Origin of the sequence: Massilia sp. Dwa41.01b (assembly GCF_014171775.1) — a bacterium.
Lineage (GTDB): Bacteria > Pseudomonadota > Gammaproteobacteria > Burkholderiales > Burkholderiaceae_D > Telluria.
In genome coordinates this window covers 1,327,481-1,343,701 of the sequence record NZ_CP050454.1, presented here as the reverse complement: position 1 = coordinate 1,343,701, position 16,221 = coordinate 1,327,481, and the positions used below count along the sequence as shown (strand labels likewise).

Genomic DNA, 16,221 nt, shown 5'->3' with positions numbered 1-16,221 from the left:
AGGCTCGCCGTAAATGTAATTCTTTGAAAGAGGAGCGCTTGCTAGGAATGCGGCGTCTACCTTACCATCGTGCTGACCGGAGGCACGGCGGGCAATTCTACCGCAAGCGGCCTGGCCGGACCCGCTTTTATCCCTGTGCTGGAACGACCCGATGGCTCCTCGATGACACCCCCTTGCCTCCCTGGCGCGTCGCGCTTCTACCAACGCTGGATCGCCGCCGCACCCGGACGTGCCGAACGTGTCGCCGACCTGGCCCGATTATCGCTGGCTTGCCCGGATTTCGGCGCGTTGTTGGAGCACGAGCTGGCAAGCGGCCTGCCCCTGCCGCGCGCCATGCGGCGCCTGCGCAATCTGTTGCTTGCCGCCATTATCGAGCGCGACCTGGGGGGACTCGCCGACCTCGATGAAGTCGTCAGCGCCATGACCGGCCTGGCCGACTTCGCCATCCGCACCCACCTGGCCGACCTGATGGCCGAACTGGTCGGCGCCCACGGCATGCCGGTCGGCGCCGAATCGGGCCGTCCGCAGGAAATGATGGTGCTGGCGATGGGCAAGCAGGGCGGTGGCGAACTCAATGTCTCGTCCGACATCGACCTGATCTTCGTCTACCCGGAAGACGGCGAGACGGCAGCCGGGCCCGGGCAGCGCCAGCTGTCGAACCACGAGTTTTTCGTCCGCCTCGGACGCCGCCTGATCGGTGCACTGTCGGAGATCACCGAAGATGGCTTCACCTTCCGGGTCGACATGGCACTGCGCCCGAACGGCAATTCCGGACCGCTGGCGGCGAGCCTCAACATGGTCGAGGAATACCTGATCGTCCAGGGCCGCGAGTGGGAACGCTATGCCTGGGTCAAGGCGCGCGCCGTCACCGGGATGGAGGAAGACATCGCCGCGCTCGACGCCATCGTCCGCCCCTTCGTCTTCCGGCGCTACCTTGATTTCGGCGTGATCGACGCGCTGCGCAACATGCACGCCCAGATCCGCGCCGAAGTGAAACGCCAGGAGCGGCTGCACCCGGAGCGCAGCAACAACGTCAAGCTGGGCCGCGGCGGCATCCGCGAGATCGAATTCTTGGCGCAGGTATTCCAGCTGATCCGCGGCGGACGCGATCCGGCCCTGCGCGAGCGGTCCACGCGCCAGACGCTGCGCCTCCTGGGCGAGCGTGGCTTGATCGCCCCCGACATCGTCGAACGCCTCCTGCAGGCCTACGCGTTCCTGCGCAACCTGGAGCACCGCCTGCAATACCTGGAGGATGCCCAGACCCATACCCCTGCCGGCGCTGGAGGCCGACCGCCTGGTCGTGGCGCGGATGATGGGACTGGCGGATGTGCCGGCGCTGCTCGAGCGCATCGAGGAGCAGCGCGCCTTCGTTGCCCTGCACTTCGACGAGATGTTCGCCGACAAGACGGCGCCGGCCAGCGAAGAGCGCGCGGAGCTGGACGCGATCGGCGGCGACCCCGAGGCGATCGCCGCCATCGAAGCCCACGTGGCCACGCTAGGCTACGACGACCCGGCGGGCGCGGCCCGGCGCCTGGCGGCCACCTGGAACGCCCCCGCCTGCAGGGCCTGCCCGACGCCAGCCGCACGCGCCTGCTGGCCCCTGGTCAACCTGGCGCTGCCGCAGGTGGCGGCCATCGTGCGCGAGGCCGGCGTCGGCAGCGCCAATGCCACCCGGGACGCCTGCTCGACTTCCCGGAAGCGATTGCGCGCCGTTCGGCCTACCTGTCGCTGCTGACCGAATACCCGCACACCCTCGAACGCGTGATCCGCATGATGCACGCGAGCGGCTGGGCGGCCACCTTCCTGACCCAGCACCCGATCCTGCTCGACGAACTGCTGGACGACCGCGGCGGCATCGACGACATGGCCGAGCTGGCAGCCAGGCTCGACGCCAGCCTCGGCGAGGCGCTGGGTGACACCGAACGCCAGCTCGACATCCTGCGCGAAACCCATCATGCCCAGCTGTTCCGGCTGCTGGCGCTGGACCTGGCCGGCGAACTGTCGGTCGAGCGCCTGGCCGACCACCTGTCGGCGCTGGCCGACGTGGTGGTGGCCGCGACCCTGCGCTGGGCCTGGCAAACGGTGGCCACGCGCCACCGCGAAGTGCCGCGCTTCGCCGTCATCGCCTATGGCAAGCTCGGCGGCAAGGAGCTGGGCTACGTGTCCGACCTCGACGTGATCTTCCTGTTCGACGACGAGGACGACATGGCGCCCTCGAACTACGCCAAGCTGGCCCAGCGCTTCATCATCACGGATGACGGCGCACACGCCGGCAGGGATCCTGTTCGACATCGACACCGCGCTGCGCCCGGACGGCGCCAGCGGCATGCTGGTGAGCTCGGTGGCCGCGTTCGAGCGCTACCAGCACCAGTCGGCCTGGGTCTGGGAACACCAGGCCCTGACGCGCGCCCGCTTCTGCGCCGGCGACGCGGCCATCGGCGCGCGCTTCGAGGCGATCCGCGAGGATGTGCTGCGGCGCGACAGGAGCGCGCAGGCCGATACGCTGAAGGCGGAAGTCGTCAAGATGCGCCGGCGCATGCACGAGGCTGCACCGAACCGCACCGTTTTGTTCGACCTGAAGCAGGACACGGGCGGGATGATCGACATCGAGTTCATCGTCCAGTACCGGTGCTGCGCCACGCCGCCCAGCATCCGCAACTGACTGCCAACGCCGGCAACATCGCCCTGCTCCGCCGCAGCGGCGAACTCGGCCTGATCGACCCGGGCCTGGCGGCAGCCTGCGCCGACGCCTACCGCGCGATGCGCAAGCTGCAGCACCAGTCGCGCCTGCAGGGGCGCGAGGCGCGGGTCGATGCCGGGCTGGTCACGCATCACGCACAGCAGGTGGTGCGCCTGTGGGAAGCCTGTTTCGCGCACTGAGCCGGGCAGCTTCCCTGAACGGACAACGGCCCGGCCGACAAGTCGACCGGGCCGCCAGAGCCCTGCCTCGGCGATAGACCGTTCGCGACCTCGGGCACGCCCTCGGCGGAACGGTACGATGCCTTATTTCACGTGCTTGTCGAGGAAGCGTTCGACGCGGGTCCAGAAGTCGACGTTATTCTTCTCCAGGTTGAAGCCGTGGCCTTCTTCCGCGTATTGCACCCACTCGACATTCCTGTTGCCGGCGGCGATGAGGGCATCGCGCATCTTGGTGCCGTGCGGCAGCGGTACGCGATAATCTTCTTCCCCGTAGGCCATCAGCACCGGCTGCTTGATGCGTGCGGCCTGCTTCAGCGGGGACGTGGCCGCCAGCTGTGCCGCGTCCTTGCTCGGGTCGCCGATCATGCGCGGCATGCCGTAGCGCACCCATGGATTGTCGGCATCCATGAAGTCGCTCCAGCCGATGCTGTACATCAGTTCGATGTCGGTGACACCGACGATGTTCACGCCCGCCTTGTACAGCTCCGGTTCCTTCACCAGTCCCATCATCGTCGCGTAGCCGCCATAGCTACCGCCGACGATGGCGACGCGTTTCGGATCGGCGAGACCCTGGGCGATAGCCCAGCGCGTCGCATCGGTGATGTCGTCCTGCATTGCCAGACCCCACTGCTTCCAGCCGGCCTTGAACAGCTTGCTGCCATAGCCGGTGCTGCCGCGGAATTCCGGCTCGACCACCAGGTAGCCACGCGAAGCGAGGAACTGGTTGGCCGGGTTGAAGCCCCACTCGACACCGCGCACATACGGGCCGCCGTGCACCATCACGACCGTCGGGAACGGTCCCTTGCCTTTTGGCTTGGTGACGTACACGGGAATGTCGAAGCCGTCACGCGTCTTGACGCGCTGGAAGTCCTGGGTGCCGGCCATCGCTGCCGAATCCAGCCATGGACGCGACGCGCCCAGCAGCTGCAGCTTGCCGGTTTGGTTGTCGAACAGGAAATGTACAGGCGCCTGGATATCGGAGGAAGCGGTCACGATGACATGGCGTGCCTCTACGCAGCGGCTGCACGAAATCTCGTTGTTGGTCGACGGCAGCAGCTTGTCGACAGCTTCCTGCAGACTACGCATTTTCGGATCGAACCAGGTCACGCCCTCGGCTTCCTGCATGTAGCTCACCCCCAGCAAGGCCTTGCTGCCGGCGTCGAACAGCATGCCGCCGGCGAAATCGAAGCCCGGCAGGCTGAGCATGGGCTTGTCTTCCAGCTTGCGCGCCTTGACGTCATAGCGGTACAGCGCGGACGTTCCGTCCTTCGCCTCGGTGTTCAGGGCGCGTACGTAGAGCTGGCCGTCGCGGTCGATGGCCACCGGGGTGATCGCGTCCTCGCCCTCGGTCGGGTCGAAGCGGTACAGTTCGGTCCAGCCAGGCGTGCCCGGGTCGCGCCAATGGACGGCCCCCTTGCGCTTGCCGTCGGTCGTGACCACGGCGCGCGGCTGCTTATCGCGGTCGAGCAGCCAGGCCTGGACACCATCGGGCACGGCCTCGTTGAAAATGCTGCGCGTGCCCATCGTGCGCGTGTTCAGGCGCATCATCATGGTCGTCGCCGGGTGGCCCTGGCCGGTCGGGATGTAGCGCTGGACCATGACGTCGTCCGTGCCGTCGTTGAGCGTTCCCATGAAGACATAGCGCTCAGGCAGAGGGCGGCGCAGCGAATTGCCGCTGACGCGGTAGTTGCCGGTGCGCTCGATGAGCCAGAGGAAGTCGCTGCCGTCGGCATTGACTGCGTACAGGCCGCTGCCGAGCTGCATCCCGAGCGCGGCCTGGCGGTCGGTCAGGTCGAAGACGAGGCGTTCGTCGTTCACCCAGCTGACGCTGCGAATGTCGGCGTCCGGGAACTGGGCGACGCCCTTGAATTTGTTCGGCGTGGCGATGTCGGCAACGGCCAGGCCGATGCGGCCCTCTGCGTTCGACACCAGCATCGCGATTTTCTTGCCGGAAGGCGACAGCGTGGGCGAGCCCAGCACCGGCTTCTTGAAAAAGGCTTGCACAGGCAGCGGTGTGCCGGTCGTCGCCGGAGCGGCAGTGCCCGCGGCCGATGCGTTCAGGCCAATGCCGGCTGCCAGCAGCAGTGCGGCCAATTTACCCAACAGGGGAGAATTCTTGTTCATTTATTCGAATAACCTTTACAAGTGGAAATAGCTTGCAGCCTAGGCGGCTCCGCGACTCCACACATTGCGATCAGTCAAAAAAAAGAGGGGGTACGAGACCCCCTCTTTTGCTAATCAACTAGAAAACGTTGATTTAGAACTTGTGCTCGAGGCGCACGTATGCCTGGCGGCCGTAGCCGTCGTACAGGTAGAAGTTGAAGTTACGGCCGTCATACGACACCAGCTTTGGCATCTTGCCACCCGCGTTGACCACACCAGCGATCAGCTTGGTGTTCCAAGGCATCGTGTAGGTCGCCTGCACGTCATGCGTCACGTAGGTCGGGACTGCACGGGTTGCGCTGTCGGCGTTCTTGCCGGTCACGTTGATGTTGTACGACGCGCCGAACGGACCACGCCTCCAGTTGTTCATCAGCGTTGCGCGATAGCGTGGCAGGCCCAGCGTGCCGGTCATCTCGCTGCCGTCGTCGTCGTAGCTCAGCGTGTTCGAATAACGCAGTTCGTGGTCGAAGTTGCCGACCATTGCGTTCTTCCAACGGCCAGTGACGCTCACGTCCAGGTATTCGCCCTTCAGCGTGCCTTCGTTTGCATAGCCCTGCTGGATGCGGGTGATGCGGCCTTGTGCATTGCGCACGACTGCCAGGCCGGCCGGGATCGCACGTGGATCGGTGCCGTTCGAACGGTCGATCAGGTCCTGTGCGCCGATCAGGGTCAGCTTGTTGTCGATTTCGATGCGGGCGTAGTCAACCTTGACGCTGACTGCCGGGATGACGTCCCAGACAGCACCGATCGAGAACTGCTTCGACTGCTCCGACTGCAGTGCCGAGTTGGCGCCGGTGTAGGTGTCCACCTGGACAGTCTTGCCGATGTTGCAGTCGTCTTCGTCAGGCAGGCCGCCACCGGTGCCGCCACCGAATGCGAGGCAGGTTGCCGGATCGAACACCGACTCAGCCGAGAAGGTTTCCTTCTGGTTCAGCTGTGGCAGGCTTGGCGCGCGGAAGCCTTCGCCGTACGAGGTACGCAGGGTCAGGTTCTTCATTGGCTGCCAGCGCAGCGAGATTTTCGGCGAGAAATCGTTGCCGTAGTCGCTGTACTTGTCGAAGCGGCCAGCGGCGCTGGCTTCCAGCGTCTTGGTGATCGGGAACACCATTTCGAGTGCGGCACCGCTGACGCGACGCTTGCCCGAAGCCGAGTTACCAGCCGAACCTTCGATCACGCCGGCTTCCGACAGCGAATCGTAGATATCGGCGAAGACTTCTTCGCGGCTTTCCACCGAAGCCAGCAGCGAAACGCCGCCGCCTGGCAGTTGGAACAGGTCATAGAAGGTGCCGATCGCATAGACGTCGGTCTGCTTGAACAGGCCGTCGCGGCCGACCGTGGCCTTGATCGCGCCCAGCACTTCCGGCGAGTTCGCGTTCGGGTTGTACAGGTCGTAGAGGCCCGAGTTGGCGTACTGTTCCAGGATCGGACGCACGATGTAGTTGCGGCCCAGTTCCTTGTAGGTCGAACGGGTGTAGGCGGCGCCGACATCGAGGTCGATGTTGTTGGCCAGCTTGCCCTGGAAACCAGCGGCGACGTTCGACAGCCATGCGTCGGTGTTGGTGTCGCGGTTGCCGGCAGCGGCGGTACGGTGGTACACGTCGATCGGCGCATCGGTCGGGTTGTTCGGCGTGTTGGCAGCGATGGTGAACGCCGCCGGAGTCGGCGCGTAGCGGCCAAAGCTGGTGGTGTTGGTGGTCGACGCGTTGGCGTAGAACTTCCAGTTGTCGCTGATCTGGCTCTCGCCGCGGGCGAAGAAGGCCTGGCTGTCGATCTGCGCTTCGTCCGCTGCAACAGCGTTGAAGTTGTACGAGCAAGCGCCGTTTGCTGCCAGGTAGAAGTTAGGGTCGGTACAGCCCAGGTTTGGGTCACCGCGCAGGTTGCCGATCGAGGTCAGCTTCTCGCCGTCGTCGTAGTTGTTGCCGTACGAGGTCACGCCGCGGGTCTGGCCCCATGGACGGTCCTTGGTGTACACCATGCCACGGCCGGTCTTCGACGCGCCCATGATCAGGCGGCCTTTTTCGCCGTTCACGCCAACCAGGACCGACGCTTCCTTACGTGCGCCGCCTTCGTTTTCCGGCTTGGTGTAGCCGATGACGCCAGCGACGCCTTCGAAGTCCTTGCGGGTGATGATGTTGACCACGCCGCCGATTGCATCCGAGCCGTAGACTGCCGACGCGCCGTCGGTCAGGATCTCGATGCGCTCGACCGCTGCCATCGGCACGGTGTTCAGGTCAGCGGAATCGCCGACGTTCGGTGCCTTCGGCAGGCGACGGCCGTCCAGCAGGACCAGGGTACGCTGCGAACCGAGGCCGCGCAGGTCGATGCCGGCGAAGGACTGGGCCGAGCTACCGGATTGCGGGCGGAAGTTACCAGCCGACGAGAAGGTCGAGGTACGCATGAATTCAGCGACGGTGGTCGAACCGGAGGCTTCCAGTTCTTCGCGCTTAATCACGGTAACTGGCAGGGCGCCTTCGGCGTCCGCACGCTTGATGCGGGTACCGGTGACTTCAACGCGCTCGACCTTCTGTGCTGCTGCAGGCGTGGTCGCCTGTGGCTGCGGGGTCGTTTGCAGTTGTTCTTGCGCCATTGCTGGCATGGCGATCAGGCCTACGCTGCCGCCAAACGCCAGAGCGATTGCCGTGCAGACTTGCGACTTCTTAAACATAGATCTCCTTGTTGATAGGGTCTTTCGCCCGGATTCACCCGCCATTGCTACGCGACGGGTTTGGCTCCAGTAATTTCTTGCGTCCTGCTCAATCTCCTCGCTCCAGCAGATACATTCCATTTACAAGGCCCGAAGACCCCACATTCGTACTGTATAACTACGGAAAGTTGGAAAAGGCTAACAAAACGACGGTGCAGTATTGCATGCGATATTGACAAATCGCAAGAAGAAACCATGCTCAACTGTTGCGTTTTTGCAGCCAAACCCAACAAAAGATATAGGAGTGTGGCCCTTGACAATTTTCTACTTTTATCTTCGCCTGCAAAAGAAGCAACAAGGCATGCACTTGAGCAAGTACGAATAAACCCGGTTGTGCACCGCACAAAGTTTTGTCGCCAAGCGGCGAAAGCGGCTTTGATTGCGAAACGTAGAGCGCATGTAATGACATGCATGAAGTGCAATTGGATGCACGGCCGCGCTTTTCCGGTGTGGTGCGCTGCGATAGCGGGAACCGGACCGCGGCAAAAGCGGCCCTTGTGCTTGACAATTTCTGGAAGACACAATCAGGGTGTGGATGCCCATGGCGGCGCAACGAACAACAAGGCGCCCGCCTCGCTTCCTGTGGCCTATTAATAGAGCGGGCTGATTTCGATGCCCCACCCCATCAGCACCGCATTGTCGACCACCGGGTGCAAGGATGGCGACGCCCCTTTGCCCAGCATGGTCCCGAGCTGGCGCGCGCCCGTTTCGTCCAGCGCGAAATCGCACAGCTCCTGCAGGCGCACGCGCGAATCGTCCAGCTGCTGCTCCAGTGCCGCAAAAGCCGTCGCGGCAGGAGTGGCGCCCTGCGCGTTCGCCAGGTTCAGCACATCCGCCAGCGCCATGCGCACCTCGCCCAGCACATCGGGACAATCGCTGGCCGCCGCCAGGCGCGTGGCTTCCGTTTGCAGGGCATTGAAGCGGGCGCGCAACGCGTTCGCTGCCGCATCGCCGGTCAGCGACGCACGCCCTGCTTCGGTGCGCGCGCGGGCCATCGGCTCGATCATGCCGAATCCCGTCTCGAGCAGGCCTGAAGGTCCCTGCAGCCAGGCCAGATGCCCCAGCTCGGACCGCGCGAGCTGCACGGGCCGGGCATCGGCATGGTGGGTGAGCAGGCATACCTTGCCCCGGGGCGCAACACGCGCAGGACTTCCGGCACGCTGCGCGCCAGGTCGGTGTACTCGAGACCATATTGGCTGGTAACGAGGTCGAAGGAGGCATCGGCAAAAGGAAGCGACTCCGCTGCCTGCTGTCCATGGAAACGGACTTGCCTGCGCCTGTTCGGCGCGAGGTCCGCGAGCCATGCGGGCTCGGGCAGGGCCAGGTCGATGGCGTCGCAGGCGACCGTGGCGGGCGCGCTGTCGAGCATCAGCTGAGGCACCGCGCCGTTGCCGGTTGCGATGTCGAGCATGCGCGCACCTGGGGACATGCTGTCGAAATGGCTGCGCCAGAAGTGCGCGAGCGCACCGTCGTAGCGATTTCCGTAGCTGCCGCCGCATGAATGCGCAACGCCGTGGGACCAGTAGCGGCTCCAGACCGCCTTACGCACCTCAACCTGAGTTTCCATTTACTGCCTTCATGACGAAAAGTGAATTGAAACAACCAACTTCAAACCTACACCACACCGCCTTTCAGTATCCCTTCCCTGTTGTTACTGGTCAACATCGAAATGACCGGGCGGCGCCCGATCGCCCTGCTCGCAACTGCCGGGCTTGCCGAGCGTTGCAAGAACAGGAACCTGCAGTACACTGGCGAACTCGACGGTGTAAATACGCACCGCTGCCCTTACCAGATCAAGGAAAGCCATGAATACCAAGCTGCACCGTTACGCAATGCTGGCCGTCGCCTCGGCGCTGTCGCTGGGCGCTACCCAGGTCCTGGCGCAATCGCAAGCGGGCAAGGCCGCGGGCGCCAGCACGTCGGAGAAGGCCGCCAAGGCCCTGCCATCGACCGATGCCGGCAAGCGCCGCGGCAAGGGCGACCGCATCATGACCAAGGACGAGCTGCGTGCCTGCATGAGCCTGAAGGACAGGAACGATCGCAACCGGGTCGAGACCGAACGTCGCCGCGCCGCGCTCGACAAGGAACGCGCCGAACTCGCCAATGCGCCCGATTCAGGCGCCGCCTTGCATGCGGCGGTGGCGGACAAGCTGGCGGCGGCGAAGGAAGTCGACGCCACCTATGCCGTCCACGCCAAGGCCATCCAGGACTGGAATGCCCGCATGGCCGAGTTCCAGGCCAACTCGAGCACGATGCGCAACCCGGAACGCACGCACGAGGCGCTTGTGAAGGAGCAGCTGGCACTGAAGGCCACCGAGGAGCGGCTCCAGGGCGAGCGCAAGACGAAAATCGCTGCCTACGAGGCGGCGGTGAAGGAAGCGAACGACAAGGCGGCCCGTGGTGGCGACCGCAACAGCGACTGGAACAAGCGCAACGAGCAGCTCGCGGCGGCGGAACAGGCGCTGCTCGACGCGCGCCGCAAGTGGGCCTCCGAATGCGGCGACCGCCGCTTCCGCGAAGAAGACGAGACCGCAATCAAGGCCGGCAAGTGAACGCATTCGCTCCAAGCGCCGCGGCAACGACCGCGGCTGCCGTCCAGGCCGCCCTTGCGCGCGCCCAGCATTACCTGGCCGGCAACAATATGTCGGCGGCGGAGCGGGACCTGCGCGCCGTCGTCGAGGAAGCGCCGGACTGTATCGAAGCCTGGCTGCTCCTGTCCGAGCTGGCAGGCGCACGCGGCGACCTCCCTCGGGCGCGCAAGTGCGTCGACGCGGCCGCGCGGCACGCGCCCGAGGTGGCCGCGGTCGCCCTGCAGCGCGGGCAGCTGCTGCTGGCCGCCGGCGAACTGGCCGACGCCGCCGACACCCTGGCGGCCCTGCTCGCGCGCCAGCCGAAACAGTATGTCGCCTGGTTGCTGCTGGGCCAGGTGTTCGACCTGGCGGGCCAGACGCAACTGGCCTTGCGCGCCTGGTCGCAAGGCTTGCGCCATGGCCAGGCGTCACGTCATCTGATGGGCATGGCCAGCACGCCGCCGGCCTTCCGTCCCCATATCCAGCAGATCATCGCCCGCGTCAACGCCCATCTCTATGCACCGGCCGTGGAGGGGTTCGAGCGCATGCGCGCGCAGTTCGGCGCCGCCGACCTGGCCCGGCTCGGGCGCGCGCTGTCGAGCTACACCGGGGTGCGCAGGGAAGTGCCGCCGAATCCCCACCAGCGGCCGAAATTCCTCTACTTCGCGGGCCTGCCCGAAGGCCCCTACCACGATCCCTACCTGCATCCGTGGACGGCGGGCCTGGTCGACGCCTTCGACACCATCCGCGCCGAGGCGCTGGCGGTGCTCGACGCCCAGGCCGGCCTCCAGGAATTCCTGGAGTTCGCGCCGGGCCAGAGCCGCGACGGCTATCTCGGCGGCAGCGGCAGCAAGCCGTCCTGGGATGCATTCTTCTTCTATCGCCACGGCCAGCGCTACGACGACAACCATGCACGCTGCCCCGCCACCTCGAAGCTGCTCGACGGCATCGAACTGTGCGAGGTGGCTGGCCAGGCACCCGAGATCTGTTTCTCGGTGCTGCAGCCCGGCACCCACATCATGCCGCACTACGGTGCCACCAATACCCGGCTGGTCCTGCACCTGCCACTGCTGGTGCCGTCCGGCTGCGCACTGAATGTGCGTGGCGGCGGCGAACACGCGTGGCGCGAACGCGAGCCGATGATGTTCGACGACACCTTCGAGCACGAAGCCTGGAACCGTTCCGGACAAGCGCGCGTCATCCTCCTGATGGACTGCTGGAACCCGCACCTGACCCCGGCCGAGCGCATCGCGACGCGGCATGTCGTCGAGCTGATCAGCGCGATCGAACACTTTGCGCCTGGCGAGCTCGATCGGGCCGTGCAGGCGCTGCGCGGCTAAGTACTCACCCAGAAATACATGTGTTTTTGGGCGCCGGAGCCAGCGTGTTGCCGCGTCGGGTCGCGCTTGCACTGCGGCGCGCTCGCCGCCTTGCACCGCATCCGAACCGGCACGTCCGGTTCTGTTTGGCAAAATTCCCATTTATTTTCGGTCGAGTACGTAGGCGATGCCCCGGCTCCTGGAAACAGGAAAGTCAACGGTCCGCAGGCGCCTCCGCGGGCCGTTTGTTTCGTTCTCCGGCAGCCGGTTCGCGCGCATGGGCGCGCTCGGGGTATCATGCTGGTTTCGCGCGGCCCGGCCGCGCCCATCTGAATCGACCATGGCAATCAAACTCAAGAACGACAAGGACATCGCCAAGATGCGCGTCGCCGGCCGCCTGGCCGCCGAGGTGCTGGAGATGATCAAGGAATACGTCGTGCCCGGCGTCTCCACCGAGGAGCTCGACCGGCGCTGCAACGAATACATCCGCAAGGTGCAGAAGGCAACGCCGGCCAATGTCGGCTACCACGGCTTCCCGAAGACCCTGTGCACGTCGGTCAACGGCGTGGTCTGCCACGGCATCCCGAGCGAGACCGAGATCCTCAAGGACGGCGACATCGTCAACATCGACGTAACCGTCATCAAGGACGGCTGGCACGGCGACACCAGCCGCATGTACTACGCCGGCACCCCGAGCCCAGAGGCCAAGCGCCTGGTCGATACCACCTATGAATGCATGATGGCGGGCATCCGCGCGGTGCGTCCCGGCGCGCGCCTGGGCGACGTCGGCCATGCGATCCAGAAGCTGGCCGAAGGCGCCGGCTACTCGGTGGTGCGCGACTACTGCGGCCACGGCATCGGCCGCGTCTACCACGAAGACCCGCAGGTGCTGCACTACGGCCGCCCCGACACCGGCCTCCTGCTCAAGGAAGGCATGACCTTCACGGTCGAGCCGATGATCAATGCCGGCGACGACGAAGTGGCCCAGCTGGACGACGGCTGGACCGTCATCACGCGTGACGGTTCCCTGTCGGCCCAGTGGGAACACATGATCGCGGTAACGAGCAATGGCTTCGAGATCCTGACGCCCTGGCCCCAGACGCGCTGATCGCGCGCAAGCGCTTCGAAAGGCCGTCCGCTTCCAGTGGACGGCCTTTTTTCATTCGCCCTCCCCTTGAGCAAACCCAACCGTTGCGATGGGTATTGACGTGTTACACCGATGAAAGAAAGGTGTCTTGATAATGGCAACGAATAAATGATGGCTGGAAATGAAAAGTTGCTAATTTCATACACTTAAGGCTTTTCCCGGCGCTCGGGAGAAGTGTGACTTGACCGTAGATATTTATTTAATCAAATTGTCTCTCAAGGCAACTGGATCGCCAGCGACCAGGATGAGCCGTTCAACCATTGGGGGAAATTTTGAAACAAGTTACTGTTTACAAGAAGAGTGCGCTGGCCATTGCATTGACGCTGGCGTACTCGCAAACGGCATGGGCCCAGCGCGATGCCACCGCCGACGCCGCTGCCGATACCGCCGCGCCGGTACAGAAGGTCTACGTGACCGGCTCGAACATCGCCAAGATCGCCGCCGAAACGGCCACGCCCGTGACCGTCATGCGCCGCGAAGACATCGTGCGCACCGGTGCCAATTCAGTCACCGAACTGCTCAACACCCTCACCGCCTCGACCGGCAGCCTGACCGACATCGGCGGCAGCAACTCGTTCGCCGGCGGCGCCTCGTCGGCTTCGCTGCGCAACCTGGGCAAGCAGTCGACCCTGATCCTGCTGAACTCGCGCCGCGTGGCGCCCTATGCGCTGGCCGACTACAACGAGGTCTTCACCAACCTCGACTCGCTGCCGCTGGACGCGATCGAACGTGTCGAGGTGCTGCGTAGCGGCGGCTCGGCCCTCTACGGTTCCGACGCCGTCGCTGGCGTCATCAACATCATCACCCGCGGCGACTTCAAGGGCGTGCAGCTCAAGGCGAGCATGGACGAGTCGCTCAAGAACAGCGAATTCGGCACCCGCAACGCCAGCATCACCGGCGGCATCGGCGATATCGCCAGCGACGGCTACAACGTCCTGGCCAATGTCGAAGTCTTCCAGCGCGACCCGGTAATGTGGCGCGATATCGTCGAGGACATCAATCCGGCCTATGGCCAGAAGTTCACCACCGTCGCCCCGGGCAGCGGACGCATGTTCGGCAACCGCGGCACGCCCTCCTCGTTCAGCTACCCGGGCAACATCCTCGGCTACGGCGGCGGCGGCGGTCCGATCGAAGGCTGCACCACCGTGGCGGCCGGCCTGTGCCAGTACGACCGCTTCTCGCGCTTCCAGGCCATTCCCGAAGCGGACCGCGTCAATGGGATGGTGTCCGGCAAGCTGCGCATCAACGAGAAGCTCGATGCCTTCGCTGAAGCGATCTACTCGCGCACCGAAACGAAGTACCAGGGCGCCTTCCCGACCTACGACTCGACCGCGTCGGATGTCGTGTGGGGCAACCCGGTCACGGGCGAGCGCCTGAACTTCACCTACCTGTCTCTCCCAGCCGAGCACCCGCTCAACGGGCTGGGTGAACCCGCGGCATTGCGCTACCGCTTCGCCGATGCCGGCGGCAACACGACCGTCACGAGCTCGCAGTACCGGGCGCTGGTCGGCCTGAAGGGCAGCTGGAACGACTATGACTGGGAAACCGCTGCCGGCGTCACGGGTGGCAAGACCAAGATGCGCGGGCGCGGCGCCTTCAGTGCCAGCGGCTTCAAACAGGTCATCGGTGACTACACGCAATTTGATGCCGACTTCACCCCGACGGACCCCACCTTCTTCAACAAAGGCTACAAGATCGGCCAGCCGAATTCGGCCGAGGTCTTGAATACCCTGTTCCCGGAACAGGGGTACGACGGCAAGATCACCCAGACCTTCCTCGACGGTAAGATCAGCGGTGAAATTGCGAAGATCGGCGGGCGCGGCGTCGGCCTGGCCGTCGGCGGCGAAGTGCGCCACGAAAAATTCGAGATCAACCCGACCGCCAACCTGCTCGCAGGCGACATCGTCGGCAACGGTTCCGCCACTGCGAACGCCAAGCGCATGACAGGCGCGGCCTTCGCCGAGATAGAAGCCCCGGTGACCTCCACCCTGACGCTGACCGGCGCCGCCCGCCTCGACAAGTACGAGGACTTCGATGCCCACGTCTCGCCGAAGCTGGCCTTCCGCTGGGCGCCGAACAGCAGCTTCCTGCTGCGCGGCACCTGGGAAGGCGGATTCCGGGCACCGAACCTGACCGAGAGCGCCCAGTCGAGCAAGTTCGCTTTCGATAACGGCGTGGTCGACCCACGCCGCTGCCCGCAGGCACTTGCCCTGGCCCAGAACCTGCGCAACCAGGCCGCCGGCCTCCCCAGCAGCGATCCGAACAGCGCCATCCTCAACGCCCGCGCCGACAGCGTCGAGGGCAACGAATGCGCCGCCGGCGTGTTCAGCAACGTGCGCAACAACCCGGACCTGGAACCGGAAACCTCGCGCAGCGCCACCATCGGCTTCGTGGTGGAACCGTTCAGGGGTTATAACGTCGCGCTCGACTACTGGCGCATCGAACGCAAGGACGAGATCGGCCTGAAGAGTACGTCCGACCTGCTGGCGGCGGAAAACGACCAGCCTGCCGGCGTGATCGAGCGTGGTTCGCTGGCGAGCGACAAGACCTTCACCCCTGCTGAACAAGTGCAATACGGCGTGACGACCGGTCCGCTGATCGGCACCTCGGGCATGTTCGAGAACGTCGCGAAAACCAAGACCAGCGGCATCGACCTGACCGGCTCGGCGCGCATCCGCACGCCGTATGGCCGCGTGACCGTGGACGCCAACGCCACCTACCTGCTCGACCTGCGCTACTTCAGCACCACGCTGGGCGGCTATGGCGACAACCTGGCTGGCCGCTACGGCGCGCCGAAAGTGGTGGCCAATACGACGGTCGCGCTCGAAACCGGCAATTTCTCGAACGCGCTGCGCGTCAACTTCAACCGCCACACCCAGCTGCGCGGCGACTTCTTCGACGAGAGCTTCACCAGCGAAGGCTGCGCGGAGCGCGGCTGGGCCGAGAACGAGTGCCGTGTCGGCTCCTACGTGCGCTGGGACTACACGATGGCCTACCGTGGCTTCAAGGGCTGGACCCTGACCGCCTTCGTGCGCAACCTCTTCAACCACCGGCCACCGGTGGACCTGCGTTCCTTCGCCAGCAGTGGCGGCGGCGTCATTCCGCAGAACTACGAGGACGTGCAGGGCCGCAGCCTGCGCCTGACGGCGGAATACCGCTTCTGATCGAACCGATTGCCGGTCCGCCCAGGCTGACCGGTTTTGCAATAACACAAGGCGGGCGCCCATGCCCGCCTTTTTTATTGTCCGGCACATCCGACGGCCGTCATTTCCGTACAAACGATGGCAACGCCCTGTCATACGACATCTTTATTGCGCGACAGGGGCCACTATGTAACATCAAGTAACAAGCCTTCACATTTCGTATGTACATTGATGCCTAAAAACAACAAGATATGTA

Annotated in this window: 9 protein-coding genes and 1 pseudogene; 5 read left to right on the top strand and 5 right to left on the bottom strand. The window is 64.7% G+C overall.

Annotated elements, in window-relative coordinates:
* Positions 1-162 precede the first annotated feature (162 nt).
* A pseudogene (gene glnE / locus G4G28_RS06125) lies at positions 163-2,880 on the top strand (bifunctional [glutamate--ammonia ligase]-adenylyl-L-tyrosine phosphorylase/[glutamate--ammonia-ligase] adenylyltransferase).
* A 123-nt stretch (positions 2,881-3,003) separates the two neighbouring features.
* Here the strand turns inward: glnE and G4G28_RS06120 are convergent.
* The 5 genes from G4G28_RS06120 to G4G28_RS06100 form a co-directional block, all read right to left on the bottom strand.
* Positions 3,004-5,043 (bottom strand): S9 family peptidase, encoded by a 2,040-nt coding sequence (locus tag G4G28_RS06120; RefSeq protein WP_182991273.1) that lies wholly within the window; start codon positions 5,041-5,043, stop codon positions 3,004-3,006.
* 133 nt (positions 5,044-5,176) lie between these two features.
* Complete coding sequence (locus G4G28_RS06115; protein ID WP_182991272.1) at positions 5,177-7,669, bottom strand: TonB-dependent siderophore receptor; 2,493 nt, start codon at positions 7,667-7,669, stop codon at positions 5,177-5,179.
* A gap of 707 nt (positions 7,670-8,376) precedes the next feature.
* Entirely contained in the window at positions 8,377-8,793 is a 417-nt protein-coding gene (locus G4G28_RS06110) for a hypothetical protein (RefSeq protein WP_183108137.1), read from the bottom strand.
* On the bottom strand, positions 8,790-9,353 hold the full coding sequence (locus G4G28_RS06105) for a class I SAM-dependent methyltransferase (protein WP_183108136.1): 564 nt from the start codon (positions 9,351-9,353) through the stop codon (positions 8,790-8,792). Before G4G28_RS06105 ends, G4G28_RS06110 begins: the two co-directional genes overlap by 4 nt.
* An 84-nt stretch (positions 9,354-9,437) precedes the next feature.
* On the bottom strand, positions 9,438-9,593 hold the full coding sequence (locus tag G4G28_RS06100) for a hypothetical protein (protein WP_182991270.1): 156 nt from the start codon (positions 9,591-9,593) through the stop codon (positions 9,438-9,440).
* Between G4G28_RS06100 and G4G28_RS06095 the strand changes: the two genes are divergently transcribed.
* The 4 genes from G4G28_RS06095 to G4G28_RS06080 all read left to right on the top strand — a co-directional run bounded on the left by G4G28_RS06095 (position 9,592) and on the right by G4G28_RS06080 (position 15,986).
* On the top strand, positions 9,592-10,338 hold the full coding sequence (locus G4G28_RS06095; protein WP_183108135.1) for a hypothetical protein: 747 nt from the start codon (positions 9,592-9,594) through the stop codon (positions 10,336-10,338). The genes G4G28_RS06100 and G4G28_RS06095 overlap by 2 nt on opposite strands.
* A complete protein-coding gene (locus tag G4G28_RS06090) occupies positions 10,335-11,696 on the top strand; it encodes an aspartyl/asparaginyl beta-hydroxylase domain-containing protein (protein WP_183108134.1) in 1,362 nt (453 codons plus the stop codon). Before G4G28_RS06095 ends, G4G28_RS06090 begins: the two co-directional genes overlap by 4 nt.
* A 319-nt stretch (positions 11,697-12,015) precedes the next feature.
* Positions 12,016-12,783, top strand: a complete 768-nt coding sequence (map, locus tag G4G28_RS06085; protein ID WP_182991267.1) for a type I methionyl aminopeptidase — start codon at positions 12,016-12,018, stop codon at positions 12,781-12,783.
* A gap of 311 nt (positions 12,784-13,094) precedes the next feature.
* The gene (locus G4G28_RS06080) at positions 13,095-15,986 is read left to right on the top strand and encodes a TonB-dependent receptor domain-containing protein (protein ID WP_182991266.1); all 2,892 of its coding nucleotides are present in this window, start codon (positions 13,095-13,097) and stop codon (positions 15,984-15,986) included.
* The last annotated feature ends 235 nt before the right edge of the window (positions 15,987-16,221 follow it).

Coding starts and splice junctions, on each gene's coding strand:
- G4G28_RS06105 (WP_183108136.1), bottom strand. CDS start 9,353: ATGGAAACTCAGGTTGAGGTGCGTAAGGCGGTCTGGAGCCGCTACTGG.
- G4G28_RS06095 (WP_183108135.1), top strand. CDS start 9,592: ATGAATACCAAGCTGCACCGTTACGCAATGCTGGCCGTCGCCTCGGCG.
- G4G28_RS06110 (WP_183108137.1), bottom strand. CDS start 8,793: ATGATCGAGCCGATGGCCCGCGCGCGCACCGAAGCAGGGCGTGCGTCG.
- G4G28_RS06120 (WP_182991273.1), bottom strand. CDS start 5,043: ATGAACAAGAATTCTCCCCTGTTGGGTAAATTGGCCGCACTGCTGCTG.
- map (WP_182991267.1), top strand. CDS start 12,016: ATGGCAATCAAACTCAAGAACGACAAGGACATCGCCAAGATGCGCGTC.
- G4G28_RS06100 (WP_182991270.1), bottom strand. CDS start 9,593: ATGGCTTTCCTTGATCTGGTAAGGGCAGCGGTGCGTATTTACACCGTC.
- G4G28_RS06115 (WP_182991272.1), bottom strand. CDS start 7,669: ATGGCGCAAGAACAACTGCAAACGACCCCGCAGCCACAGGCGACCACG.